The following is a 25,521-nucleotide window of genomic DNA, read 5'->3' as shown; positions in this document are numbered from 1 at the left end:
GCGGGCGCGTGGACATTTACCACGCGCTCCCGCCTGCTGCCCGACGAGCGGAAACGGACATACCGACTCACCATGGAGTGACACGCCGCGTCACGTACGCGGTGCACCGACAGGTACCGCCTGGAAGGAAGGTCACCATGACTGAGTCATACGGCAGCACCGGTCCGACGGAGCCCTACGCTCCGCTCCCGACCGACTCGCAGGGGACCGGCTCCCCCGCGCACGCAGCAGACACCCCGGCGCGCCAGTCCGCCTGGGGCGACACCGCCGCGGCAGGCACGCCCGTCTCCTCGCAGGCGACGACCACGGGCGACCCGTCCGGCGGGGGCATGAAGGACAAGGCGTCAGCCGCAGGGGCCACCGCCAAGGAAGGCGCTGGCCGGGTGATGGACGCCGAGAAGCAGATGGCGCACGACACCGCCCACGAGGCGAAGAACGTCGCGAAGGACACCGTGGCCGAGGCCCGCACACAGGCGAAGGACCTCTTCTCCCAGACGCGGGACGAGATCTCTCGTACCGCTGGCGAGCAGCTGCAGCGGCTGTCCGGGACGACGAGCAGCCTCTCCTCGGAGTTCGGCAAGATGGCGTCGTCGTCGGAGGAGGGCGGCCTCGCGGCCTCGCTCGTCGAGCAGGCTTCCTCCTACCTCGACAGAGCCACGCAATGGGTCGAGGGCCGTGAGCCCGGCGAACTGCTGACCGACGTCAAGCGCTACGCAAGCCGCCACCCAGGCACGTTCATGGCGGTCGCGGCGGGGCTCGGCCTCGTCGCCGGCCGAGTCGCGCGCGGCGCCAAGGACGAGCACGGAGACGACTCGACGACGCACGGCGCGCCCACGACCTCGACGGCGCGGTCCAGCGCGTACGACCCCGCTCCGGCCGGGACCACGGGAGCCAGCACCGCGGGCTACGGGACCACCAACGCGAGCACGGCGGGCTACGGGACGACGGGGACCACCGGAACGACGTCGACCCCGGACGGCACGCAGAGCACGGCCTACCGCTCCCCCGGCTACGGCGAGCCCGGCTACCAGCGTCCGGGAGGTGGCTCCCTGTGACCACACCCGACCCGACGCAGCACGACAGCGCCTCGGTCGGCGACCTCTTCGGACGCATCTCCGAGGACATCAGCACCCTGATGCGCCAGGAGTTCGCACTGGCCAAGGCTGAGGCTAGCCAGACCGCCAAGAAGGCGGGCACGGGCGCGGGCATGCTCGGCGGCGCCGCGTGGGCCGCGAACTTCGTGCTGCTCTTCGCCTCGATCGCCCTGTGGTGGTGGATCGGCACGATGATCGGCGACGGCGACGCCCAGCCTGCCCTCGGCTGGTCCGCGCTCATCGTCACCGTGATCTGGGCCATCATCGCCGCGGTCCTGGCGCTCAAGGGCAAGAAGGAGATCGAAAGCGCCGAGGGGCTCCCACAGACGGCCGCCACCATGAAGAAGATCCCGGACGCACTCAAGGGACAGGAGTAAGCCATGACCACGAACGACCCCGACCAGATCCGCGCGGACATCGCCGCGACCCGCAGCACGCTCAGCGACGACGTGGACGCGCTGACCGACAAGGTGAGCCCGGGCCGCGTCGCGGACCGCCAGAAGGAGAAGGTCCGCAGCAAGGTCAGCTCGGTCAAGGACAAGGTCTTCGGCGCTGCGGACCACGCGTCGTCGTCCGTCCACGACGCCCGCGGCTCCGTCAGTGACAGCGCCCACGGCCTCGCGGACTCCGCCAAGGACGCGCCGCACCTGGCCAAGGAGAAGGCCCAGGGCAACCCGATCGCCGCTGGGCTCATCGCCTTCGGTGCCGGGCTGCTGGTGTCCTCACTCATCCCGTCCTCCCAGAAGGAGCGGGAAGCCGTGCGGGCCGTCAAGGACTCCGACGCGCTGCACCACGTCACCGACGAGGTGAAGCAGGGCGCCAAGGACCTCGGCCAGAACCTCAAGGAGCCTGCCATGCAGGCGGCCGACCAGGTCAAGGCGACCGCCACGGACGGCGCGGCCCAGGTGAAGGACACCGCGACTAGCGGCGCGCAGGACGTGAAGTCCGAGGCGCAGCAGGCGTCGTCCGACGTGAAGGACACCGCCAGCGGCAGCTGAGCCTCCCAGGACAGACGAGAGCCCCCGTCGCCACGACGGGGGCTCTCGTCTGTGCCACACCTCGACCGACGCTCAGCGCTTGCGCTTCTCGCGCACCCGCACCGAGATCTCGATGGGGGACCCCTCGAAGCCGAACTCCTCGCGCAGACGACGCTCGATGAACCGGCGGTACCCCGCCTCGAGGAAGCCGGAGGCGAAGATGACGAAGCGCGGCGGACGGGTGGACGGCTGGGTGGCGAACAGGATGCGGGGCTGCTTGCCGCCCCGCAACGGGTGCGGGTGCGCGGCGACGAGCTCGCCCAGGAACGCATTGAGCCGTCCGGTCGGGATGCGGGTGTCCCACGACCCGAGCGCGCGCTCGAGCGCAGGCACCAGACGGTCCGCGTGCCAGCCGGTCTTCGCCGACAGGTTCACCCGCGGCGCCCACTGGATCTGCACGAGGTCCTTCTCGATCTCGCGCTCGAGGTAGGGACGGCGGTCCTCGTCCATGAGGTCCCACTTGTTGTACGCGATGACGAGCGCGCGGCCCGCCTCGACGACCTGAGAGATCACGCGGGTGTCCTGCTCGGTCATGGGCACCGAGGCGTCCACGAGCACCACGGCGACCTCCGCCTTCTCGATCGCGGCCTGCGTGCGCAGCGACGCATAGAAGTCGGCGCCCTGCGTCTGGTGCACGCGGCGCCGGATGCCGGCGGTGTCGACGAACCACCACGGCTTGCCGCGCAGCTCGATGAGCTCGTCGACCGGGTCGCGGGTGGTACCAGCGGTCTCGTCGACGACGACGCGGTTGGCTCCCGCGACCTTGTTCAACAGGGAGGACTTGCCGACGTTCGGACGCCCCACGAGCGCGACTCGGCGAGGGCCGTCCGGCCTGGCGACGCCGTGCGCCGAGACGGTGGGCAGCTTGGCCATCGCGGCGTCGAGCAGGTCACCGGTGCCGCGGCCGTGCAGAGCGGAGACCGCGTGCGGCTCCCCCAGCCCGAGGCTCCACAGCGTCGCCGCGTCCGCCTCGGCGCGGGGCCCGTCCACCTTGTTGGCGCACAGGACGATGGGCTTCTTGGAGCGACGCAGCAGCTTCACGACGTGCTCGTCGGTCGCGGTCGGACCGACGGTCGCGTCGACCACGAACAGCACGGCGTCGGCCAGGTCGATCGCGATCTCGGCCTGCTTCGCGACGGACGCGTCGATGCCGGCGACGTCCGTCTCCCAGCCGCCCGTGTCGACCAGGGTGAACTGACGCCCGGCCCACTCGGCCTGGTAGCTCACCCGGTCGCGGGTGACGCCGGGCTTGTCCTCGACCACGGCCTCGCGGCGGCCGATGATCCGGTTGACGAGGGTCGACTTGCCGACGTTCGGGCGACCGACGACGGCGAGCACCGGCAGCACGCGCGGACCGCGCTCAAGGTCACCGGGGTCGCCCGCGCCGTCGAGGATCGCCAGGTCCTCGTCCTCGAGGTCGTACTCCGCGAGTCCCGCGCGCAGCGCGTACTCGCGCTGCGCGTCGTCGGCCGTGGTCTCGTCGGTGGTCGCACCGAGATCGGGCGTGCCGGGGTCGGTCTCGGCGGGTGTCGCGTCGGTCTGGTCAGAGCTCATGAGCCCATCATCCCAGGCTCGGGGCCCATCTCACGAACCGGCAGCGCCCGGGGTGGCGGGGCCGTCCTCGGGCAGCGGCACGCCGGTCCGCCGCGTCGCTCGCGTGACGACCTCGGCCAGCGCCACCCGCACGGCCTCGTTCGCCTCTTCGAGCGCGACCCGGCCCGAGGTGCCGGGCCTCCGCTCGACCGTCAACCCGGGGCCGAACTCGACGTGCAGGCGGCGGCGCGGGCCTGGGACGTGGTTCACGCCCTCCCCGGTCCGTCGGGTGCCCAGCACGGCGACGGGCACGATGGTCGCCCCGCTGCCCAGCGCGAGCCAGGCAGCGCCGGCCCGCGCGGACGAGAGGTCCCCGCGCCCGCGGCTGCCCTCGGGGAAGATCCCGACGACTCCCCCACCGCGCAGCACCTCGAGCGCCGCAGCCAGGGCGGAGCGGCCCGTGGCGTCGACCGGGATCTGCCCGGTGCGCCGCAGGATCGCGCCGACGACGCCGCGGAACGCCGCCTCCTTCACGAGCATCCTGACCGGGCGCGGGCTCACGCCGACGACCAGCGGCCCGTCGATCACGCCCGTGTGGTTGGCGGCGAGCACCACGGGCCCGTCGGTCGGCACGTGCTGCGCGCCCACGACGCGGGTGCTCCAGAGACCGTGGGCAAGGAACCGGCCGATCCGGTGGCCCCAGCGGACCCCGCGGTCAGCGGTCGCCATCGCCGTCGACGGCGCGACGCCCCGCGGTCCGACGCGTGACGACGTCGAGCACCGCGCCGATCGTGCCCTCGAGGTCGAGCATGGACGAGTCGACGGTGACGACGCCGTCCGCGGCAACCTCGAACTGCGAGACCGTGGCGTCGTCACGGTCGCGCCGCACCACCTGGTCGCGCGTCGCCGCGACGGCCTCCGCGCCGTCCTCACCGTGCAGTTCACGCGCCCGCCGGGCGAGCCGCGCCTCCTCGGAGGCCGTCAGCAGGATGCGCACGTCCGCGTCCGGCGCGACGACGGTCGTGATGTCACGCCCCTCGGCGACGATCCCGCGACCGGCCGAGAAGCCGTCCGCCCGCTCAGCGTCGATCGTCTCGCGCTGGCGACGGCGCAGCTCCGCCCGCACCTCGAGATTCGTCGCCACGGCCGACACGGCCTCGGAGATCCACGTCTGGCGGATGTCGCCGCGCACGTCCGCCCCGCCGACCTCGAGCACCTCACGGCCGGGGTCGACGCCCATCGCGAGCGGCATCGCACGCACGGCCGCGACGACCGCGGCTGCGTCGCTCAGGTCGATGCCCTCGTGCAGGCACCACCACGTCGCCGCCCGGTAGGTCGCACCGGTGTCGAGGTAGGCGAGGCCGAGGCGCGCGGCCACCGCGCGCGAGACGCTCGACTTCCCCGACCCGGACGGGCCGTCGATGGCGATGACGAGGGGGCTGTGGCTCACAGGGGCTCCAGTTCGAGAGGGAGGACGATCCTGGGACGGGCAGCGGTCAGCGACCGTCCACGGCGGCAGACGTCAGAGGTCGACGGCAGACATGAGCGTGCCGAGCTCGGTCTGCCCGAGCACCCGGTGGCGGCCCGGAGGCAGGTCCCCCAGACGGATCGGTCCCATGCGCGTACGCACCAGGCGCGTCACGGGGTAGCCGACCTTGGCGAACATGCGCCGCACGATCCGGTTGCGGCCCTCGTGCAGCACGACCTCGACCTGGCTGGCGTCCGGCACGGCGGCGATCAGCTTGAAGGCGTCGAGCTTCGCCGTGCCGTCGTCGAGGCCGATGCCGTCCAGGAGCTGCTTGCCGACACCGTTGGCGAGCCGGCCCTTGACCTCCACCAGGTACGTCTTCTGCACGCCGTACTTGGGGTGGGTCAGGCGGTTGGCCAGCTCGCCGTCGTTGGTCAGCAGGAGCAGACCCTCGGAATCGGTGTCGAGCCGGCCGACGTGGAACAGCCGCTCCTTGCGGTCGCCGAAGAACTGGCTGAGGTCGGGCCGACCGTCGGTGTCCTCCATCGTGGAGACGACGCCGACGGGCTTGTTGAAGGCGATCGTGATCTTCGAGGCGTCCAGCTGGAGCCGGAGCCCGTCCACGTGGATGACCGCGTGCACGGGGTCCACCCGGACGCCGAGCTCGGTGACGATCTGGCCGTCGACCTCGACGCGCCCCTGCTCGATCATGACCTCGCAGGCGCGGCGCGAGCCGAAGCCGGCCGTCGCGAGGACCTTCTGCAGGCGCACACCGTCGGCCACGTGCACGTCGTGCGTCGGGCCGGCGTCGGGCCGCGGCGTCGCGCGCTTCGGGCGCGCAGGGCCACGGGAGGGCGCGCCGTAGGTGCGGCCAGCGGACGTGCTGCCGTCGCCGCGCTCGGGCTTGCCGCCGGTGGGGCGCCCTGGCTTCCCGCCCGCAGGGCGTCCGCCCCGCTCGGGGCGTCCTGACCCGCCGGATCCGCCCGGTCGTCGTCCCTGGCCTGCTGCACTCACTGTGTCTCCTCTTCGGTTCCGACCGCCGGTGTGCCGGCGTCGGCGCGGACGATGCGGTGCACCGTGGGGTCCACGGCGTCCAGCACGTCGAGATCGGGCAGGAACGGAGCCAACGGGGGCAGCTCCTCGAGCGAGGTGAAGCCCATGCGCTCCAGGAACGAGGGTGTGGTGCCGTACAGCACCGCACCGCTGGAGGGTTCCGTGCCCACCTCCGCGATCAGTCCGCGCACAGTAAGGGTACGCACCACCGAGTCCACATTCACACCGCGCACCGCGGAGACCTGCCCGCGAGAGACCGGCTGGCGGTAGGCGATCACCGCGAGGGTCTCGAGCGCCGCCTGGGTCAGCCGCGCCGTCTGCCCCTCCAGGACGAACTGGCTGACGACGTCGGCGAACTCTGGAGCGGAGTAGAGGCGCCACCCGCCGGCGACCTCCCGCAGCTCGAACCCGCGGCTGCTCGAAGCGTACTCGGAGCGCAGGTCGGTCAGCGTGCGTCGCACGCGGTCCTCGGGCACGCCGAGCGCGGTCGCGAGCACCACCGGGGTGACCGGCTCGTCCGTCACCATGAGCACGGCCTCGGTCGCGCCCCGGACCCACGCGTGGGTGCGCTCCGGGGCCTCGGTCTCGCTGGGGGCGGTGCTCTCGGCGCTGCTCATGATGCTCCCTCGAACTCGTCGGTCACGTCGCCTGCCCAGTCGTCCGCGCCGGTCCAGCGCACCGTCAGGTCCCCGAGGGGAACCGCCTGGTCGAACGCCACCACACCCTCGCGGAACAGCTCGAGCAGGGCGAGGAACCGGGCCACCACGACCATCGTCGGCCCGGCGTCGGCCACCAGGGCCCGGAAGGTCTGCGAGCCCGCGCGGTGCAGGCGATCCGCGATGACGGCGGCCTGCTCGCGGACGCTCACCGCGGGGTCGTGCAGGTGCCCCACGTCCACGGTCGGCGCCGTGCGGGGCTGGAGCGCCTGGGCGGCGAGCCGCGCGAGGTCCTCGCCCGTGAGGCGCCACACGAGCTCCGGCAGCAGCGACGCCAGCGCCGGCTCCAGCTGGACGACCCGCGGGAAGCGACGCCCCTCGTCCGCGAGCCGGGCGCCGACGAGCCCGGCCACCTGCTTGTACGCGCGGTACTGCAGCAGCCGCGCGAACAGCAGGTCCCGGGCCTCGAGGAGCTCCAGGTCCTCCGCGTCCTCGACCTCGCCGCTCGGCAGCAGCCGCGCGGCCTTGAGGTCCAGCAGGGTGGCCGCGACGACGAGGAACTCGCTCACCGTCCCGAGCTCCCACGCCTCGGCCCGGTCCCCCGCGGCGCTCACCGCCTTGATGTAGCCGATGAACTCGTCCGTCACCGAGGCCAGCGCAACCTCTGTGATGTCCAGCTTGTGCTTCGAGATCAGCGACAGCAGGACGTCGAACGGTCCCGTGAAGTTGGCGAGGTGGACCTCGAACTGGCCGCCGTCCCGCTGGGGCGGCGCCTCCGGTGCCGCGTCAGGCGGCGTCGCCACGGGCGACCAGCTCCCGGGCAAGCTGGCGGTACGCCGTCGCTCCCGAGTGCGTCGGCGCGTACGTGGTGATGGGCTCCGCAGCGACGGAGGCGTCCGGGAACTTCACCGTCCGCCCGATCATCGTGTGCATGAGCGTGTCCCCGAACGCCTCGTGCACGCGCGCCACGACCTCGCGGGCGTGCAGGGTGCGGGGGTCGAACATCGTCGCGACGATGCCGTCGACCTCGAGGCGCGGGTTGAGGCGATCACGCACCTTCTCGATAGTCTCGATCAGGAGCGCGACCCCACGCAGCGCGAAGAACTCGCACTCGAGCGGGATCAGCACGCCGTGCGCGGCGGTGAGGGCGTTGACGGTCAGCAGGCCGAGCGACGGCTGGCAGTCGACCAGGATCACGTCGTAGTCGTCCACCACGGGGCGCAGCACGCGCGCCAGGACCGACTCGCGGGCGACCTCGCCGACCAGCTGGACCTCCGCGGCCGAGAGATCGATGTTCGCCGGCAGGACGTCGAGATTCTCGACCGCGGTCTGCCGGATCACCTGGTGGATGTCGGCCGACCGCTCCATCATCAGGTTGTAGATCGTCTGGTCGAGCTCGTGAGCGCTGATCCCGAGGCCGACGGACGCGGCGCCCTGGGGGTCGAAGTCCACGATCAGGACGCGACGCCCGTACTCCGCCAGGGCGGCGGCCAGGTTGATGGTCGTGGTCGTCTTGCCGACCCCGCCCTTCTGGTTGCACATGGCGATGATCCGCGCGGGGCCGTGACCGGTGAGCGGTGCGGGGACGGCGAACTCCGGCAAGGGGCGTCCGACGGCGTCGAGGGAGGCGGCGGGCGCGGTCGGGTCCTGGCTGGTCACCCGCCTACGTTATCGCAGGCGACGCTCAGCCGAGGGCTCTCGGGTGCGCCGACACGTACATCTCCCGCAGCGCGTCGGGCGTGACCATCGTGTAGATCTGCGTGGTCGTCACCGACGCGTGACCGAGCAGCTCCTGGACGATGCGGACGTCCGCACCCCCCTGGAGGAGATGGGTGGCGAACGAGTGCCGCAGCGTGTGCGGGGAGATGCGTTCGGCGCCCGTGACGCCAGCGCGCTCCGCGGCGGCCCGCAGGACTGTCCAGGCGCTCTGCCGGCTGAGGCGGGCGCCGCGGGTGTTGAGGAACACGGCGGGCGTCCCGCGACCGTGCGAGGCGAGCTCCGGGCGAGCGCGGACCAGGTAGGCGTCGAGCGCCTCGCGCGCGAACGAGCCCATCGGCACGACCCGCTCCTTGCGGCCCTTGCCGAGCAGTCGGACCGCCGCGGCGCCGTCGGTCAGGTCCACGTCGTCGACATCGAGACCGACCGCCTCGGAGATCCGCGCGCCGGTCGAGTAGACGAGCTCCAGGAGCGCTCGGTCGCGCAACGGGCGCGGCCCGTCCCCGGAGCCGGCCGCGTCGAGGATCCGCGCGACGTCGTCCGTGCTGATCGCCTTGGGCAGCCGACGGGGCTGCACGGGCGGCCGGACCGCCGCCGCCGGGCTCGACGTGAGCTGCCCCTCGACCTCGCAGAACCGCAGCCAGCCGCGTACCGACGCCAGCACGCGGGCGGCCGACGACGCCGACAACGGGGCCCGACCGTCCGCGCCGGTCCGCACGAGCGTCACGTAGGCCTCGACGTCCGCCGGCGTGATCTCGCCCGGGTGCGTGCGCCCTGCGGCACCGAGGTGGGCGACGAACCGCTCGAGGTCACGCCGGTAGGCGCCGAGCGTGTGGGGCGACAGCCCGCGCTCGACGCTCAGGTGCGAGAGGTACTCGCTCAGCGAGCCCTGGAGAGCCCGTGGCACCGACGCCCCCACGCCCGCCACCGGATCACCAGGGCAGCAGGACGTCGACGACGATCGCGACGGACAGCAGCGTCAGGTAGGTGATCGAGGCGTGGAAGACCCGCATCGCACCGAGCTTGCGAGCACCGTCGCGGGAGCGACGCAGCAGGTTCACGCACTCGAGCGTGAACCAGGCCCCGAGCACGACGGCCGACACGCCATAGACCCAGCCGAGCGGCGTCACGGGGAGCAGGAGGAGCGAGCAGGCCACCATCGCGAGCGTGTAGCCGATCATCTCGGTGGTCACGCGTCGCTCGCTCGCGACGACCGGGAGCATGGGCACGCCAGCGTCCGCGTAGTCCTTGCGGAACTTGATCGACAGGGGCCAGTAGTGCGGGGGCGTCCAGAAGAACACGACGCCGAACAGCAGCACCGCGCCCCATCCCACGGTCCCGGTCACGGCGGACCAGCCGATCAGCACCGGCATGCAACCTGCGGCGCCACCCCACACGATGTTCTGCGAGGTCCGGCGCTTGAGCACCATCGTGTAGAAGACGACGTACAGCGCGATCGCCACGAACGCGAGCCACGCGGAGATCGCGTTGACGAACACGCCGAGCCACACGAGCGACAGGACGCCGAGGACGGTGCCGAACACGAGCGCACCGCCCGTGGAGATCTCGCCGGTCGCCAGCGGGCGGCGCTTGGTCCGGTTCATGATCGCGTCGATGTCGCGGTCCAGGTAGCAGTTAAAGACGTTCGCCGACGCCGCCGCCAACGCCCCACCGAGCAGGGTGTGCAGCAGCAGGGCGAGGCCGGGCATGCCGTCCTGCGCGAGGAACATCGTCGGGATCGTGGTCACGAGCAGCAGCTCGATGATCCGCGGCTTCGTCAGCGCCACGTAGGCGCGGACCGTCGACTTCCACGGAGCCCGCTCCGCCGGGCTCGCTGCCGTGGGGGCCGTGGTCGAGGTGTGCACGCGGTTCGGGTGTCCGTTCGTGATCGGGGCCCGGGCGCGGTCGCGCAGGTGCGCAGCGCAGCGCCCGTGGGACCGGGTTCACCTCCATGCTAAGCCTTGCGCCTGCCCGGGCGGGCCACGGGGCCCGGCGCCCGGCGGAGAGGTGCGCCACACCGCGGCGCACCCCATCGAGATGACCACAGAGTCCACGTCGTCAGTTCACCTGCTGGTATCGACCGCTCGTCGAGCAGGCGGGGCCGATAGTCTGACCACGTCGAACCCGACCGCGGGTCCTGCCTTGCGGGACGGCGGGCGTCACGGCACCGGCGCAGAGCCGGGTGCCGCACCGCCCCCGCCGCGGCGGTTCGCCGGGACTGTCAGCACGCGGCGCGACTGCGCCGATCACGACGAGCCCCCGGGGCCTCCGGGGCAGGAAAGAGGTTCGGTGAACGCGTCCACCCCCGCACACCCCCGCAGCTGGAGCGACCTGGACGCGCGCGCGGTGGACACCGCCCGCGTCCTCGCGGCCGACGCCGTCGAGAAGGTCGGCAACGGCCACCCCGGCACGGCCATCTCCCTCGCGCCGGTGGCGTACCTGCTGTACCAGAACCGCCTCAAGCACAACCCGAACGACCCGCTGTGGCTGGGCCGCGACCGCTTCGTGCTCTCGTGCGGTCACTCGAGCCTCACGCAGTACATCCAGCTCTACCTGGGCGGCTTCGGCCTCGAGCTCTCCGACATCGAGGCGCTGCGCACCTGGGACTCCCTGACCCCGGGCCACCCCGAGGTGCACCACACCCCGGGCGTCGAGACCACCACCGGTCCGCTCGGCCAGGGGCTGGCGACCGCGGTCGGCATGGCGATGGCGCAGCGGCGCGAGCGCGGCCTGCTCGACCCTGACGCTGCGCCCGGCGAGAGCCCGTTCGACCACCACGTGTTCGTGCTGGCCTCGGACGGCGACCTGCAGGAGGGCGTGACCAGCGAGGCGAGCTCGCTCGCGGGCACCCAGGAACTCGGCAACCTCGTGGTGATCTGGGACGACAACCGCATCTCGATCGAGGGCGACACGCAGATCGCGTTCACGGAGGACGTCGCCAAGCGCTACGAGGCGTACGGCTGGCACGTCCAGACCGTGGACTGGACCGCTGGCGCGGACGGGTACGCGGAGGACATGGACGCACTCGACGCGGCCATCGACGCCGCGGTCGCTGAGACCGGCCGCCCGTCGTTCATCCAGCTGCGCACGATCATCGCGTGGCCGTCGCCCACCAAGCAGGGCGACCACTCGTCGCACGGCTCCAAGCTCGGCGGCGCCGAGATCACGGCACTCAAGGAGCTCCTCGGCTTCGACCCGGAGAAGTCCTTCGAGGTCACGCCCGAGGTCATCGCGCACACCCGCGAGCTCCAGGACCGCGGGGCCCGCCTGCAGGCCGAGTGGGACGAGCGGCTCGCCACCTGGCGCGCAGCCAACCCGGACCGCGCGGCACTGCTCGACCGCCTGCGGGCGCGCGAGCTCCCGGCGGGCTGGCACGAGTCCCTGCCGACGTTCGAGGCCGGCACGTCGGTCGCGACCCGCTCGGCGTCGGGCAAGGTGCTCACCGCCCTCGCCCCCGCGCTGCCCGAGCTCTGGGGCGGCTCCGCCGACCTCGCCGGGTCCAACAACACGACCATGACGGGCGAGCCGTCGTTCCTCCCGGCCCACCGCTCGAGCCACGAGTTCGCCGGTGACGAGTACGGTCGCACGCTGCACTTCGGCATCCGCGAGCACGCGATGGGTGCGATCCTCTCGGGCATCGCCCTGCACGGCCTCACGCGCCCATACGGCGGCACCTTCTTCCAGTTCAGCGACTACATGCGCGGGGCCGTCCGCCTCGCCGCGCTGATGGAGATCCCGCCGGTGTTCGTGTGGACGCACGACTCGGTGGGCCTCGGCGAGGACGGACCGACCCACCAGCCGGTCGAGCACCTGGCCGCGACCCGCGCGATCCCGGGCCTGTCGATCGTCCGTCCCGCGGACGCCAACGAGACCGCTGCCGCCTGGCAGGCGATCCTCGAGCGCGACAAGGAGCCCACGGGCCTGATCCTCACCCGGCAGAACGTCCCGACGTTCCCGCGCGGCGAGCAGGGCTACGCGACCACCGAGGGCCTGGCCCGCGGCGCGTACACGCTCCTGGACGCGTCGAACGGCGCCCCCGAGGTCCTGCTGCTCGCCACCGGCTCCGAGGTCCAGCTGGCCGTCGCCGCGCGCGAGACGCTCGAGGCCGAGGGCGTGCCGACCCGCGTCGTGTCGATGCCCTGCCTCGAGTGGTTCGAGGAGCAGGACGAGGCATACCGCGAGTCGGTGCTCCCGTCGTCGGTGCGCGCCCGCGTCTCGGTCGAGGCCGGCATCGCGCTGAGCTGGTACCGCTACCTGGGCGAGGCCGGCCGTGCGGTCAGCCTCGAGCACTACGGCGCCTCGGCGTCGGCGGAGAAGCTCTTCGCGGAGTTCGGCTTCACGCCCGAGCGCGTCGCTGCGGCCGCCCGTGAGTCGCTCGAGCTCGCTCGTCGCGGCACGTCGCCCGACCGTCCCGCAGTCCCCTCCGAGGGATTCGCCGGCGACCAGAAGTGACCGGAGGCAGGGCGGGGGCCTCGGCTCCCGCCCTGCTCCGCATGCCCGTCCCGAGATACCGGAGGTCCCCCGCGTGAGCCCTGTCAAGGTCAGTGCCGAGTCCAACCCGTTGCGCGACCCTCGCGACCAGCGCATGCCCCGCATCGCCGGTCCCTGCAGCCTCGTGATCTTCGGGGTGACCGGCGACCTGGCACGCAAGAAGCTCATGCCCGCCGTGTACGACCTCTCCAACCGCGGCCTGCTGCCCCCCGGCTTCGCACTCACGGGCTTCGCCCGGCGCGACTGGGACGACCAGGACTTCGCGAAGGTCGTGCACGACGCCGTCAAGGAGCACGCACGCACCCCGTTCCGCGAGGAGGCCTGGGCGCAGCTGAGCGAGGGCATCAGGTTCGTCCAGGGATCCTTCGACGACGACGACGCCTTCGAGCGTCTCGCCGAGACCGTCAAGGAGCTCGACGCCGAGCGCGGCACCCGCGGCAACCACGCCTTCTACCTGTCCGTCCCACCCAGCGCCTTCCCGGTCGTGTGCCGCCAGCTCGCCAAGTCCGGGCTGTCCGAGGGTGACGACGCCTGGCGCCGCGTCGTGATCGAGAAGCCGTTCGGGCACGACCTCGCCAGCGCGCGGGAGCTGAACGACGTCGTCTCCGAGGTCTTCCCGCCGGACTCGATCTTCCGGATCGACCACTACCTCGGCAAGGAGACGGTCCTCAACCTGCTCGCCCTGCGGTTCGCCAACCAGATGTACGAGCCGATCTGGAACGCCAACTACGTCGACCACGTCCAGATCACGATGGCCGAGGACATCGGCATCGGTGGCCGCGCCGGGTACTACGACGGCATCGGCGCTGCGCGCGACGTCATCCAGAACCACCTCCTCCAGCTCCTCGCCCTCACGACCATGGAGGAGCCGACGTCGTTCGGCGCGGCAGACCTGATCGCGGAGAAGATCAAGGTGCTGTCGGCGATGCGCCTGCCCAAGGACCTGGCCAAGCACACGGCACGTGGGCAGTACGCCGCGGGGTGGCAGGCCGGCCAGGAGGTCGTGGGCTACCTCGACGAGGACGGGACCGACCCAGCCTCGACCACAGAGACGTATGCCGCGATCCGCGTGGACATCGACAACCGCCGCTGGGCGGGCGTCCCGTTCTACCTGCGCGCCGGGAAGCGCCTCGGGCGCCGCGTCACGGAGATCGCCGTCGTCTTCAAGACAGCCCCGCACCTGCCATTCGACTCGAGCTCCACGTCGGAGCTCGGCCGGAACGCGATCGTCATCCGCGTCCAGCCCGACGAGGGAGTGACCATCCGGTTCGGCGCGAAGGTGCCGGGAACCGCGATGGAGATCCGCGACGTGACCATGGACTTCGGCTACGGCCACGCGTTCACGCAGTCCTCGCCCGAGGCGTACGAGCGCCTCATCCTCGACGTGCTGCTGGGCGACCCGCCGCTCTTCCCGCGCCACGAGGAGGTCGAGCTCTCGTGGAAGCTGCTCGACCCCATCACCGAGATGTGGGCCGCCAAGGGCGCTCCCGAGCCGTACCGCTCGGGCACCTGGGGACCCGACTCCGCCGACGAGATGCTGGCCCGCGACGGCCGCACGTGGCGCCGGCCCTGAGCGACGAGGAGCTCCGATGATCATCACCATGCCCACGACGACCACCACGGCGGTCGCGAAACGTCTCATCAAGCTGCGCGAGGAGGGCGGTGCCGTCGCGCTCGGGCGCGTCCTGACGCTGCTCGTGGTCGCCGACGCGAACCGCGCGGACGAGGCGATCGACGCGGCGAACGTCGCCAGCGGGGAGCACCCGTGCCGCATCATCGTCCTGTCACGCACGACGCACGCCGACCCGCACGCCCTCGACGCCGAGATCCGCGTCGGCGGTGACGCCGGCGCGAGCGAGGTCGTCGTGCTGCACGCGGGCGAGCGCGCCATGGACCACGCCGACACCCTCGTGACCCCGCTCCTGCTGCCCGACGCCCCGATCGTCGCCTGGTGGCCGGGCGAACCGCCCGCCGACCCCGCGCACGACATCGTCGGCGCGATGGCCCACCGGCGGATCACCGACGCGTACGGCGCCGCGGACCCCCACGCCGCGCTCGTGCAGCTCGCGGGGTCCTACTCCCCCGGCGACACCGACCTCGCGTGGACGCGGACGACCGTCTGGCGGGGCCTCATCGCGGCCACGCTCGACCAGCCGCCGTTCGAGCCGGTGCGCAGCGCACGCGTCGAGGGGGTCACCGGCCACCCGTCGCTCGACCTCATCGGCGCGTGGCTCGCGCACGTCCTGCGCTGCCCGGTCGAGATCGTGCGGACCGACGACGCCCCCGCGCTCACGCGCGTGGTGCTCTCCCGGCGCTCGGGGGACATCTCGCTGTCCCGCCCGACGGGCAAGGTGGCGATCCTCAGCCAGCCGGACCAGCCGGACCACCGAGTGGCGCTCCCCATCCGCGAGCTGCACGAGTGCATCGCCGAGGAGCTGCGTCGCCTCGACCCGGACGAGATGTACGGGGACGTCCTCACCCGCGGCCTCGCCAAGGTGGCGTCGGCATGACCGAGCGCCTCGTCGTCGTCCACCCCGACCAGGACGTCCTGGTCGCCGCCGCCGCCGCCCGGTTCCTCACCCGGCTCAGCGACGTCCAGGCGGTGCGCTCCCCCGCGCACGTCGTCCTCACGGGCGGCACCGTCGGGATCAAGCTGCTCGCTGCCGTCGCGGACCATCCGGCGCGCGACGCCGTGGACTGGTCGGACGTGCACGTCTGGTGGGGCGACGAGCGCTTCGTGGCGTCGGGCGACCCCGAGCGCAACGAGACCCAGGCCCGCGACGCGCTCCTGGACGCTCTGCCCGTCCCCGCCGACCACGTCCACCCGATGCCGGCCGGGCCCGGGACGCCGGAGGACGCCGCCAGTCGCTACGCGCAGGCGCTGCGCGCCCACGCGCCCGACGGCGCCGACGTGCCAGCGTTCGACCTCCTGCTGCTGGGCATGGGCCCGGACGCCCACGTCGCGTCGCTGTTCCCGGGCCACGTCGCCCTCGACGCACCGGGCTCCACCACGGGCGTGCACGACTCCCCCAAGCCGCCGCCCCTGCGCGTGTCGCTGACCTTCGCCGCCATCAACCAGGCGCGTGAGGTGTGGATCGTCGCGGCGGGCGCGGAGAAGGCCGGGGCCGTCGCGGCCGGGCTCGCGTCCCAGGATCGCGCTCAGGCTCCCGTGTCCGCCGTCCACGGCACCGAGCGCACCCTGTGGCTCCTGGACGCTGCGGCAGCCTCAGCGACCCCGTGACGCGGGCAGCACCATGCTCAGGCGGGCGTGACTAGCCTCTGCGGCGTGCGCGCAGCGCGGCGAGCGCCTCGTCGAGGATCGCGTCCCCGTCCTTCTCGGTGCGACGCTCCTTCACGTACGCGAGGTGCGTCTTGTACGGCTCGTTCCGCCCGGCGCTGGGCGGGTGCAGCCGGTCGCGGCCTGCGGGCTGGCCGCAGCGCGGGCAGTCCCAGACCTCAGGAATCTCGATGACCGTCTCCGCGGCGAAGGTCGGGCGCACCTCGTGCCCGCTCCCGCACCAGTACGAGACGCCGACGCGTGCGGCGCTGTCGCCCCGCTCCGTCTCGCCCATCGGTCCCGCTCCGACTCGCGACCCCTTGATCGCGCTTCCCCCACCAGCCACGTCTATCCCCTGTTACCTCGACGCGCCCGAAGGCGCTAGCTGACCTTCTGCACGAGCCCCAGCAGGACGACCGTGAGCACCCACACGAGTGCGAACGAGATCGTCAGCCGGTTCAGATTCCGCTCGGCGACTCCCGAGCTGCCCACTCCGGTCGACACCCCTCCCCCGAACATGTCCGACAGGCCCCCGCCCTTGCCCTTGTGCATCAGCACGAGCAGGATCATGAGCAGGCTGGTGATGACCAGGATGACCTGGAGGATGACGTTCAGGGTGTCCACGAGTGCGGGATTCTCCTTCTACGGTGCCCCGGCGAGGCACGACGGCGGTTCCGTCGGTCAAGATTAGGCCACCGGACCGCGATCCGACCACCAGCCCCGCCGAGGAGCGTTGGTCGGACCGCGGTCCGGAGCCGGTCACGGCGCCTCAGGCGCCGGTGTGCTCCCCGAAGCGCGCGATCTTCGCGAACTCCTCGGGGTCAAGGCTTGCGCCACCCACGAGGGCGCCGTCGACGTCTGCCTCAGCCATGAGCTCGGCGATGCTGCTGGACTTCACCGAGCCGCCGTACAGCACCCGGACGCCCGCGGCGAGCTCCGCCGAGTAAAGCTCCGCGAGGCGGGCGCGGATCGCACCAGCGACCTCCTGAGCGTCGGCCGGCGTGGCGACCTCGCCCGTGCCGATCGCCCAGACGGGCTCGTACGCGATGACGACCTTCGCGGCTTCCTCCGCGCTCAGGCCCTCGAGCGCGCCGTCGACCTGGGCGAGCGTGTACGGAACCTGCTCGCCCGCCTTGCGGACGTCGAGGCCCTCGCCCACGCAGATGATCGGCACGAGGCCCTCGGCCAGGGCCGCCTTGGACTTGGCCGCGACGAGCGCGTCGTCCTCACCGTGGTACTGGCGACGCTCGGAGTGCCCGACCGCCACGTAGGTGACGCCGAGCTTCGACAGGAACACGGGCGAGATCTCACCCGTGTAGGCGCCCGAGGCGTGCGCCGAGACGTCCTGTGCCCCGTAGGTGAGCTCCAGCTTGTCGGCGTCGACGAGCGTCTGCACGCTGCGCAGGTCCGTGAAGGGCACCAGCACGGTGACCTCGACGGCGCCGAAGTCGTGCTTGGCGTCCTTGAGGGACCACGCGAGCTTCTGCACGAGGTGGATGGCCTCGTTGTGGTCCTTGTTCATCTTCCAGTTGCCCGCGATGAGCGGGGTACGGCTGCTGGCCACGATGGTGCCTTTCGTCAGGGGTGCGCCGCTGGGGCGCGGTGGGTCAGGAGAGGACGGCGATGCCCGGGAGCGACTTGCCCTCGAGGAATTCGAGGCTCGCGCCGCCACCGGTGGAGATGTGGCTGAAGCTGGCCTCGTCGAACCCGAGGATGCGCACGGCTGCGGCCGAGTCGCCGCCGCCGACGATCGAGAACGCTCCAGCGGCCGTCGCATCGATCATCGCCTGGGCCACGGCGCGCGTGCCGCCTGCGAACGCGTCGAACTCGAACACGCCCATCGGGCCGTTCCACACGATCGTCTTGGCGTCCGCGAGCTTGCTCGCGAAGAGCTTCGCCGACTCGGGGCCGATGTCCAGGCCCATCCGCGCGTCGGGGATAGCGTCCGCGGGCACGACGTCGTGCGGGGCGTCGGCGGCGAACGAGTCCGCTGCGACGATGTCGGTGGGGAGCACGATCTCGACGCCACGCTCAGCGGCCTTGGCGAGGTAGCCCTTCACCGTCTCGACCTGGTCCTCCTCGAGGAGGGACTTGCCCACCGAGTGGCCCTGCGCCGCGAGGAACGTGAAGACCATGCCCCCGCCGATGAGCAGGCGGTCGGCCTTCTCGAGCAGGTTCGCGATCACGCCGAGCTTGTCGGAGACCTTGGAGCCACCGAGGACGACCGCGTACGGCCGCTGGGGGTCCTCCGTCGCGCGCTTCAGCGAGTCGACCTCCTTGAGGACGAGCTCGCCGACCGCGGCGGGCAGCACCTGCGCGATGTCGTAGACCGAGGCCTGCTTGCGGTGCACGACGCCGAAGCCGTCCGACACGTAGGCGTCGGCGAGCTCGGCGAGGTCTGCGGCGAGCGCAGCGCGCTCGCTCTCGTCCTTCGACGTCTCGCGCGCGTCGAAGCGGATGTTCTCGAGCAGCGCTACCTCACCCTCGCTGAGCGCGGCGACGGTGGCCTTGGCGCTCTCGCCGACGGTGTCCTGCGCGAGGGTGACGGTGGTGCCGAGCAGCTCGCCCAGGCGGGCGGCGACGGGCGCGAGCGAGTACTTGGCCTCGGGGGCGCCCTTGGGCCGGCCGAGGTGCGCGGTGACGACGACCTTCGCACCGGCGTCCGTGAGCAGCTTGAGGGTCGGCAGCGCGGCACGGATGCGGCCGTCGTCGGTGATCGTCGAGCCGTCGAGGGGGACGTTGAAGTCGGAACGGACGAGCACGCGCTTGCCGCGCAGCTCGCCGAGGTCAGCGATGGTCTTCACAGGGCACTCCGGTTACGGGTGGGCATGCATGAGCATGGATGAGCGACGTTCAGGGGGAAAGACGACGTCCGCGTGTGCTCGAGAGCAAGGCCCCCGAGCACACGCGGACGCATGTCAGTCAGTGATTCGCGGTGACGCGAGTCAGAGCTTCTCGCCGACGAGGACCGTGAGGTCCACGAGACGGTTGGAGTAGCCCCACTCGTTGTCGTACCACGAGACGACCTTGACCTGGTCGCCGATGACCTTCGTGAGCTTGGCGTCGAAGATGCTCGAGGCCGGGTCCGTCACGATGTCGGAGGAGACGATCGGGTCCTCCGTGTAGACCAGGATGCCCTTGAGCGGGCCCTCGGCGGCAGCCTTAATCGCCGCGTTGACCGACTCCACCGTGACATCCTTGGACGCCGTGAAGGTCAGGTCCGTCGCCGAGCCCGTGGGCACGGGCACGCGGAGCGCGTAGCCGTCGAGCTTGCCCTTGAGCTGCGGGAGCACGAGCGCGACAGCCTTGGCGGCACCGGTCGAGGTCGGCACGATGTTCAGGGCCGCGGCGCGAGCGCGACGCAGGTCCTTGTGCGGGCCGTCCTGGAGGTTCTGGTCACCCGTGTACGCGTGGATGGTGGTCATGAGACCACGCTCGATGCCGAACGCCTCGTCGAGGACCTTCGCCATCGGGGCCAGGCAGTTCGTGGTGCACGACGCGTTCGAGATGATGTGCATCGTCGCGGGGTCGTAGTCGCCCTCGTTCACACCGATGACGAAGGTGCCGTCCTCGTTGCTCGCCGGGGCGGAGATGATGACCTTCTTGGCACCGGCGTCGATGTGCGCCTTCGCCTTGGTGGCGTCCGTGAAGAAGCCGGTCGACTCGATCACGATGTCGGCGCCCAGCTCGCCCCAGGGGAGGCTGGCGGGGTCGCGCTCGGCGAGCGCCTTGATCTTCTGGCCGGCGACCGTGATGGAGTCGTCGTCGTACGAGACGTCCTGCTTCAGGCGACCCAGCACGGAGTCGTACTTGAGCAGGTGAGCCAGGGTCTTGTTGTCCGTGAGGTCGTTGACACCGACGATCTCGATGTCTGCACCGGACTCAAGAATGGCGCGGAAGAAGTTACGTCCGATACGGCCGAAGCCGTTGATTCCGACGCGGATGGTCACTATGCCCTCCTCGGGGCGCGCCGGTTGCTACCGACGCACACGGTTGTTGACGAACTGGACGTACGTCGATGTACGCGGATGAGACACGAGGACACCTGTGTCGCCACGAGGGCTTCGCTTGTGTCCCGCATCACCGAACGACCTCAGCCTATACCGATTCGTGGCTGGGCGTTGGGACGAACGTCCAGGCCTCGCCGCCCTGGACACGTGGTGCGTGCGCGCCCGACGGGCTCAGAGATCGAGGTACTCCGGGCCGAGCCCCGCCTCGGTGTCCGGGATGCCGAGATCGTGCGCGCGCTTGTCTGCGGTCGCCAGCAATCGGCGGATCCGGCCGGCCACCGCGTCCTTGGTCAGCGGCGGCACGGCGAGCTGTCCGAGTTCCTCGAGCGAAGCCTGCTTGTGGGCCAGCCGGAGCTCGCCGGCCTCCCGCAGGTGCTCCGGCAGCTCGGCGCCGAGGATCTCGAACGCGCGCTCCACGCGGGCTCCGGCGGCCACGGCCGCACGGGCCGAGCGTCGCAGGTTCGCGTCGTCGAAGTTGGCCAGCCGGTTGGCGGTGCCGCGGACCTCGCGCCGGGCGCGCCGCTCGTCCCAGACCTTCGCGGTCTCGTCCGCGCCGAGCCGGCGCAGCAGCACGGAGATCGCGTCCCCGTCGCGGACGACCACCCGGTCCACCCCGCGCACCTCGCGCGCCTTTGCCGAGATCTGCAGGCGGCGTGCCGCGCCCACCAGGGCGAGGGCGGCCTCCGGGCCGGGGCAGGTGATCTCGAGGGCGGACGACCGTCCGGGCTCGGTGAGCGAACCGTGCGCGAGGAAGGCGCCACGCCACGCGGCCTCTGCCTCGTCGAGCCCGCTCGAGACGATCTGCGGAGGCAGGCCCCGCACCGGGCGTCCCCGCGCGTCGAGCAGCCCCGTCTGGCGCGCCAGCGACTCCCCGTCCTTCACGACGCGCACCACGTACCGGCTGCTGCGCCGCAGGCCTCCGGGCGACACGACGACGACGTCGCTCGCGGCGCCGTAGACCTCGCTCAGGACCGCCTTGAGCCGCCGGGCGACGACGCCCGTGTCCAGCTCCGCCTCGATGACGATGCGCCCCGAGATGATGTGGAGGCCTCCCGCGAATCGCAGCAGCGTCGAGACCTCAGCCTTCCGACAGCTCGTCTTGTCCACCTTGAGACGAGCGAGCTCGTCCTTCACCTGTGCCGTCAGCGCCATGGGGGTCATCTTGCCATCACCGGGCGGGCGTCCCCACGTCGCCCAGGAAGTCGTCGAACACGTCCTGGTAGGCGGCGGCGAGGCGGAGCGGGTCGTGGTGGGGGGTGCCGTCGCCCCGGCGCACCTGGCGCATCAGCAACCGCGCCCCCAGCCGGCGCGCCGCGGCCTCGAGGTCCTCCACGTCGTCGACGACCGTGGGGTCCGCGAGCACGACGTCCACCCGAAGCTCCGGGTCGTGCTTGGCGAGGGCGTCCAGGTGCCCGGCCGGGGTCAACCCGCGCGCCTCGCCGTCCTCGCTGCTCAGGTTCAGCGTGAGGCACGTGCGCGCCGTCGTCTCGTGCAATGCCCGCGCGAGCTCGGGCACGAGCACGTGGGGCATCACCGAGGTGTACCAGGAACCCGGGCCCAGGATCACCCAGTCGGCGGCACGGACGGCCTCCACGGACTCCGGGCACGCGGGCGGGTCCGCCGGGTCGAGCACGACCTCCTCGATCTCCTCGTCGCACGTCGCGACGTGGCTCTGCCCGACGACGACGCGGTCGGAGCCCCGCACGCGGGCGGAGATCGCGAGCGGGACCGACGCCATCGGCAGGACGCGGCCACGGGCCCCGAGGAGCCGGCCCACCCAGTCGAGCCCCTGGACGGGGTCGTCGAGGATCTCCCAGAGCGCGACGATCAGCAGGTTGCCCACCGCGTGCTGGTCCAGGCTTCCGGGCGAGGTGAACCGGTGCTGCAGGAGGTCACGCCAGGTCAAGCCCCACTCGGACTCGTCGCACAGCGCAGCGAGCGCCATCCGCAGGTCCCCCGGCGGCAGCACGTCGAGCTCGGCACGGAGGCGGCCGGAGGAACCGCCGTCGTCGGCCACAGTCACGACCGCCGTGAGCCGGTCGGTCATGCGCCGCAGCGCCCCCAGGCTGGCTGCCAGCCCGTGGCCCCCGCCGAGCGCGACCACCGCAGGGCCGGAGCGCTCGGTGAGGCGCCCGCTCCTACTCCTTGCCGAGGTCACGCGCGGTCACCACCACCCGGTGCCCCTGCGAGCGCAGCAGACGGCCGATCTCCTCGGAGATCGCGACCGACCGGTGCTTTCCGCCCGTGCAGCCGACCGCGAGGGTCACGTAGCGCTTCTCCTCCCCGAGGTAGCCCGCGAACACGGGCTCCAGCGCGTGGACGTAGCGCTCGATGAACGTTCCCGCGGCGTCGAGGCCCAGGACGTAGTCCCGCACGGGCTCGTCGCGTCCCGACAGGTGCCGCAGCTCGCTCACCCAGTAGGGGTTCGGGAGGAACCGCACGTCCGCGACGTGGTCGGCGTCGAGCGGGATCCCGTACTTGAAGCCGAACGAGAGCACGTTGACCCGCAGCGCGTGCTCCGCGCCGTCCGTGATCGCGGCCCGCACCTCGCGCCCCAGGTCGTGGACGTTCAGGGTGCTGGTGTCGATGACGACGTCGGCGCGCTTACGGATGTCCGCGAGCAGGGCGCGCTCCTCGGTGATCCCGTCCAGCAGCCTGCCGTCGCCCTGGAGCGGGTGCGGGCGGCGCACCTGCTCGTAGCGGCGCACGAGCACCTCGTCCGAGGCGTCGAGGAACATCATCCGGTAGTCGACCTGCTGGTCGCGCAGCTGTGCGACCACGTGCACGAGGTCGTCGAAGAACTCGCGGCCGCGCACGTCGACCACCGCGGCGAACTGCCGGAGCGCGCCGCCGCCGTGCTTCGACATGTCGACCAGCGGGGCGAGCATCGTTGGCGGCAGGTTGTCGATCACGTACCAGCCGAGGTCCTCGAGCTCCGCCGCTGCGCGCGTCCGGCCGGCTCCGGACATGCCCGTGATGATCACGACCTGGGTCGCCTCCGGGGCTGGCAGGTGTGCGGCTGCCTCGAGCGCGGGCACGCCGTGCGGCGCCGTGCGCGGCGAGCGCGGGTCCGGGGGCGTGGGGGCCGTCGGTGCGGGGGGTCTCTCGTCCGGCGTCATGCCCCCAGCATGCCAGGCGAGGACGCGGGACCGCCGCCGCTCGCAGCGCCGTCGGCCTCCGCCGCGCCGCGTTCGGCGGGTGCCGCCGGGGCGAGCGCCGCGACGACCTGGGCTGCGGTGCGCGCGCCCATCCCAGGCACCGCCGCGATCTCCTCGGCCGACGCCGCACGCAGGCGCTTGACCGATCCGAAGTGCTTGAGCAACCGGGCCTGACGCGTGGGGCCGAGACCGGGGACGCCGTCGAGCACCGACACGGTCATCGCCTTGCCGCGCCGCTTGCGATGGTGGCTGATCGCGAAGCGGTGCGCCTCGTCGCGAACGCGCTGCAGCAGGTAGAGCCCCTCCGAGGAACGTTCGAGGATGACCGGGTAAGGCTCCCCCGGCAACCACACCTCCTCGAGCCGCTTGGCGAGGCCGCACAGCGCGACGTCGTCGATGCCCAGCTCGGCGAGCGCGCGTGCCGCTGCGGCCACCTGCGGCGGCCCGCCGTCGACCACGACGAGGTTGGGCGGGTACGCGAACCGCTTCTTGTCCGGCTCGGGCGCGACCTCCGCCTCGGCCGCGAGCTCCGCGACGTCGATCCCGACCTGCTGGAGCACCTCTGGGTCCGCCGTGCGCTCAGCGACGTACCGGCTGAACCGGCGCCGGATGACCTCGTGCATGGCCGCGGTGTCGTCCGCAGCCCCCTCCCCCTCGGGGCCGCGGATCGTGAAGTGCCGGTACTCGCTCTTGCGGGCGAGGCCGTCCTCGAACACGACCATCGAGGCGACCTGGTGGGTGCCCTGCGTGGTCGAGACGTCATAGCACTCGATCCGCAGGGGTGCCTCGTCCAAGCCGAGCGCCTCCTGGATCTCGCGCAGCGCCAGCGAGCGGGTGGTGAGGTCGCCCGCGCGGCGGGTGCGGTGCAGCGCGAGCGCGTGCTCCGCGTTGCGCAGGACCGTCTGGGCGAGCGCCTTCTTGTCGCCGCGCTGCGGCACGCGCACGTCGACCGCCGCGCCGCGCAGCCCGCTGAGCCAGGCGCGGACCTGGTCGACGTTGTCGGGCAGCACCGGCACGAGCACCTCGCGAGGCACCAGCGCCTCGCCGGCCTCGTCGTCGACGACGCCGTAGACCTGCTGCAGCAGGTGCTCGACGAGCCCGGCGTCGGTGACGTCCTCGACCTTCTCGACGACCCAGCCCCGCTGCCCGCGGATCCGTCCACCACGCACGTGGAAGACCTGCACCGCGGCCTCGAGGTCGTCGCCGGCCAGGGCGAAGACGTCGGCGTCCGTCCCGTCCTGGAGCACGACGGCGTTCTTCTCCGTGGCGCGCTCCAGGGCGGCGATGTCGTCCCGGAGCGCCGCCGCGCGCTCGTACTCCATGGCCTCGGCCGCCGCCGACATCTCCTTGGTCAGGCGCCGCACGTGCTTCGCGGTGTCCCCGGCCATGAACGAGCAGAAGTCCTCCGCGAGGGCACGGTGGTCCTCGGGGCTGATCCGCCCGACGCACGGCGCCGCGCACTTGTCGATGTAGCCGAGCAGGCACGGCCGCCCGGACTGCTCGGCCCGCCGGTACACCCCGGCCGAGCACGTGCGGACCGGGAACACGCGGAGCAGAAGGTCGAGCGTCTCGCGGATCGCCCAGGCGTGCGCGAAGGGCCCGAAGTACCGGGTTCCGGCCCGCTTGGCGCCGCGCATCACCTGGGCCCGCGGGATGGTCTCCCCCATGGTCACCGCCAGGTAGGGGTAGGACTTGTCGTCGCGGTACTTCACGTTGAACCGCGGGTCGTACTCCTTGATCCAGGAATACTCGAGCGCGAGCGCCTCGACCTCGGTGCCGACGACCGTCCACTCCACGGACGCGGCCGTCGTGACCATGGTCGCCGTGCGCGGGTGCAGCGCGGCCACGTCCTGGAAGTAGTTCGCGAGGCGCGCGCGCAGGTTCTTCGCCTTGCCGACGTAGATGACCCGACGGTGCTGGTCGCGGAAGCGGTACACGCCCGGCTCCGTGGGGATCTCCCCGGGGCGTGGCCGATACGTCATGGGGTCAGCCATGCGTCGAGCCTAAGACAGCGCAGCCTGTGTGACC

At 72.1% G+C, this 25,521-nt stretch carries 25 protein-coding genes; 7 read left to right on the top strand and 18 right to left on the bottom strand.

Annotated features, from left to right (window positions below; genetic code table 11):
* Positions 1-137: 137 nt before the first annotated feature.
* The 3 genes from BMZ30_RS05795 to BMZ30_RS05785 are packed head-to-tail and all read left to right on the top strand — an operon-like array spanning position 138 to position 2,092.
* Complete coding sequence (locus tag BMZ30_RS05795; protein ID WP_093376095.1) at positions 138-1,055, top strand: hypothetical protein; 918 nt, start codon at positions 138-140, stop codon at positions 1,053-1,055.
* Positions 1,052-1,471, top strand: coding sequence for a phage holin family protein (locus tag BMZ30_RS05790; RefSeq protein ID WP_093376093.1), 420 nt, complete (start codon positions 1,052-1,054; stop codon positions 1,469-1,471). The genes BMZ30_RS05795 and BMZ30_RS05790 overlap by 4 nt, the downstream gene beginning before the upstream one ends.
* Positions 1,472-1,474: 3 nt before the next feature.
* Positions 1,475-2,092 carry a DUF3618 domain-containing protein gene (locus tag BMZ30_RS05785; RefSeq protein ID WP_093376091.1) on the top strand — a complete coding sequence of 206 codons (618 nt, stop codon included), beginning with the start codon at positions 1,475-1,477 and terminating at the stop codon, positions 2,090-2,092.
* 72 nt (positions 2,093-2,164) lie between these two features.
* On the opposite strand, the gene der is transcribed toward BMZ30_RS05785, so the two are convergent.
* The 9 genes from der to BMZ30_RS05740 all read right to left on the bottom strand — a co-directional run bounded on the left by der (position 2,165) and on the right by BMZ30_RS05740 (position 10,422).
* Positions 2,165-3,685 carry a ribosome biogenesis GTPase Der gene (gene der / locus BMZ30_RS05780; protein ID WP_093376089.1) on the bottom strand — a complete coding sequence of 507 codons (1,521 nt, stop codon included), beginning with the start codon at positions 3,683-3,685 and terminating at the stop codon, positions 2,165-2,167.
* Positions 3,686-3,715: 30 nt separating this feature from the next.
* Entirely contained in the window at positions 3,716-4,393 is a 678-nt protein-coding gene (locus BMZ30_RS05775; RefSeq protein ID WP_093376087.1) for a lysophospholipid acyltransferase family protein, read from the bottom strand.
* Positions 4,380-5,114 carry a (d)CMP kinase gene (cmk, locus tag BMZ30_RS05770; RefSeq protein WP_093376086.1) on the bottom strand — a complete coding sequence of 245 codons (735 nt, stop codon included), beginning with the start codon at positions 5,112-5,114 and terminating at the stop codon, positions 4,380-4,382. Before cmk ends, BMZ30_RS05775 begins: the two co-directional genes overlap by 14 nt.
* 72 nt (positions 5,115-5,186) lie before the next feature.
* On the bottom strand, positions 5,187-6,146 hold the full coding sequence (locus tag BMZ30_RS05765) for a pseudouridine synthase (RefSeq protein ID WP_093376084.1): 960 nt from the start codon (positions 6,144-6,146) through the stop codon (positions 5,187-5,189).
* The gene (gene scpB, locus BMZ30_RS05760) at positions 6,143-6,802 is read right to left on the bottom strand and encodes an SMC-Scp complex subunit ScpB (protein ID WP_093376083.1); all 660 of its coding nucleotides are present in this window, start codon (positions 6,800-6,802) and stop codon (positions 6,143-6,145) included. Before scpB ends, BMZ30_RS05765 begins: the two co-directional genes overlap by 4 nt.
* Positions 6,799-7,644, bottom strand: a complete 846-nt coding sequence (locus tag BMZ30_RS05755; protein WP_229828580.1) for a segregation and condensation protein A — start codon at positions 7,642-7,644, stop codon at positions 6,799-6,801. Before BMZ30_RS05755 ends, scpB begins: the two co-directional genes overlap by 4 nt.
* Positions 7,628-8,500 carry a ParA family protein gene (locus BMZ30_RS05750; protein ID WP_093376079.1) on the bottom strand — a complete coding sequence of 291 codons (873 nt, stop codon included), beginning with the start codon at positions 8,498-8,500 and terminating at the stop codon, positions 7,628-7,630. The genes BMZ30_RS05755 and BMZ30_RS05750 overlap by 17 nt, the downstream gene beginning before the upstream one ends.
* A 25-nt stretch (positions 8,501-8,525) precedes the next feature.
* On the bottom strand, positions 8,526-9,464 hold the full coding sequence (locus BMZ30_RS05745) for a site-specific tyrosine recombinase XerD (RefSeq protein WP_308430766.1): 939 nt from the start codon (positions 9,462-9,464) through the stop codon (positions 8,526-8,528).
* Between the two features lie 25 nt (positions 9,465-9,489).
* Positions 9,490-10,422, bottom strand: a complete 933-nt coding sequence (locus BMZ30_RS05740; protein WP_229828583.1) for a heme o synthase — start codon at positions 10,420-10,422, stop codon at positions 9,490-9,492.
* 424 nt (positions 10,423-10,846) lie between these two features.
* Here BMZ30_RS05740 and tkt point away from each other — a divergent pair, with 424 nt between their 5' ends.
* From tkt to pgl, 4 genes are all read left to right on the top strand, one after another.
* Positions 10,847-13,009: a transketolase gene (gene tkt / locus BMZ30_RS05735; protein ID WP_229828584.1), complete on the top strand. Its 2,163-nt coding sequence runs from the start codon at positions 10,847-10,849 to the stop codon at positions 13,007-13,009.
* Between the two features lie 133 nt (positions 13,010-13,142).
* Positions 13,143-14,621 carry a glucose-6-phosphate dehydrogenase gene (gene zwf, locus BMZ30_RS05730; protein WP_373296857.1) on the top strand — a complete coding sequence of 493 codons (1,479 nt, stop codon included), beginning with the start codon at positions 13,143-13,145 and terminating at the stop codon, positions 14,619-14,621.
* Positions 14,622-14,637: 16 nt separating this feature from the next.
* Complete coding sequence (locus tag BMZ30_RS05725) at positions 14,638-15,558, top strand: glucose-6-phosphate dehydrogenase assembly protein OpcA (protein ID WP_093376073.1); 921 nt, start codon at positions 14,638-14,640, stop codon at positions 15,556-15,558.
* The gene (gene pgl, locus BMZ30_RS05720; protein ID WP_093376071.1) at positions 15,555-16,289 is read left to right on the top strand and encodes a 6-phosphogluconolactonase; all 735 of its coding nucleotides are present in this window, start codon (positions 15,555-15,557) and stop codon (positions 16,287-16,289) included. Before BMZ30_RS05725 ends, pgl begins: the two co-directional genes overlap by 4 nt.
* Positions 16,290-16,320: 31 nt before the next feature.
* Here the strand turns inward: pgl and BMZ30_RS05715 are convergent, their stop codons facing one another.
* From BMZ30_RS05715 to uvrC, 9 genes are all read right to left on the bottom strand, one after another.
* Positions 16,321-16,671, bottom strand: coding sequence for an RNA polymerase-binding protein RbpA (locus BMZ30_RS05715; RefSeq protein ID WP_093376069.1), 351 nt, complete (start codon positions 16,669-16,671; stop codon positions 16,321-16,323).
* Between the two features lie 35 nt (positions 16,672-16,706).
* On the bottom strand, positions 16,707-16,949 hold the full coding sequence (gene secG / locus BMZ30_RS05710) for a preprotein translocase subunit SecG (protein ID WP_093376067.1): 243 nt from the start codon (positions 16,947-16,949) through the stop codon (positions 16,707-16,709).
* Positions 16,950-17,094: 145 nt separating this feature from the next.
* On the bottom strand, positions 17,095-17,889 hold the full coding sequence (gene tpiA / locus BMZ30_RS05705) for a triose-phosphate isomerase (RefSeq protein ID WP_093376065.1): 795 nt from the start codon (positions 17,887-17,889) through the stop codon (positions 17,095-17,097).
* Between the two features lie 43 nt (positions 17,890-17,932).
* Positions 17,933-19,129: a phosphoglycerate kinase gene (locus BMZ30_RS05700; RefSeq protein ID WP_093376063.1), complete on the bottom strand. Its 1,197-nt coding sequence runs from the start codon at positions 19,127-19,129 to the stop codon at positions 17,933-17,935.
* Positions 19,130-19,270: 141 nt separating this feature from the next.
* Positions 19,271-20,275, bottom strand: coding sequence for a type I glyceraldehyde-3-phosphate dehydrogenase (gene gap / locus BMZ30_RS05695; RefSeq protein ID WP_093376061.1), 1,005 nt, complete (start codon positions 20,273-20,275; stop codon positions 19,271-19,273).
* Between the two features lie 231 nt (positions 20,276-20,506).
* A complete protein-coding gene (whiA, locus tag BMZ30_RS05690; RefSeq protein ID WP_093376059.1) occupies positions 20,507-21,487 on the bottom strand; it encodes a DNA-binding protein WhiA in 981 nt (326 codons plus the stop codon).
* 16 nt (positions 21,488-21,503) lie between these two features.
* Positions 21,504-22,493 (bottom strand): gluconeogenesis factor YvcK family protein, encoded by a 990-nt coding sequence (locus BMZ30_RS05685; RefSeq protein WP_093376057.1) that lies wholly within the window; start codon positions 22,491-22,493, stop codon positions 21,504-21,506.
* Complete coding sequence (gene rapZ, locus BMZ30_RS05680; RefSeq protein ID WP_093376055.1) at positions 22,474-23,454, bottom strand: RNase adapter RapZ; 981 nt, start codon at positions 23,452-23,454, stop codon at positions 22,474-22,476. Before rapZ ends, BMZ30_RS05685 begins: the two co-directional genes overlap by 20 nt.
* Complete coding sequence (gene uvrC, locus BMZ30_RS05675) at positions 23,451-25,487, bottom strand: excinuclease ABC subunit UvrC (protein WP_093376053.1); 2,037 nt, start codon at positions 25,485-25,487, stop codon at positions 23,451-23,453. Before uvrC ends, rapZ begins: the two co-directional genes overlap by 4 nt.
* Positions 25,488-25,521: the final 34 nt, after the last annotated feature.

Source organism: Flavimobilis marinus, assembly GCF_900113055.1.
Taxonomy (GTDB): Bacteria; Actinomycetota; Actinomycetes; order Actinomycetales; family Cellulomonadaceae; genus Flavimobilis; species Flavimobilis marinus.
The sequence above is the reverse complement of the archived record's forward strand: the minus strand, read 5'-3'. Positions and strand labels throughout refer to the sequence as shown.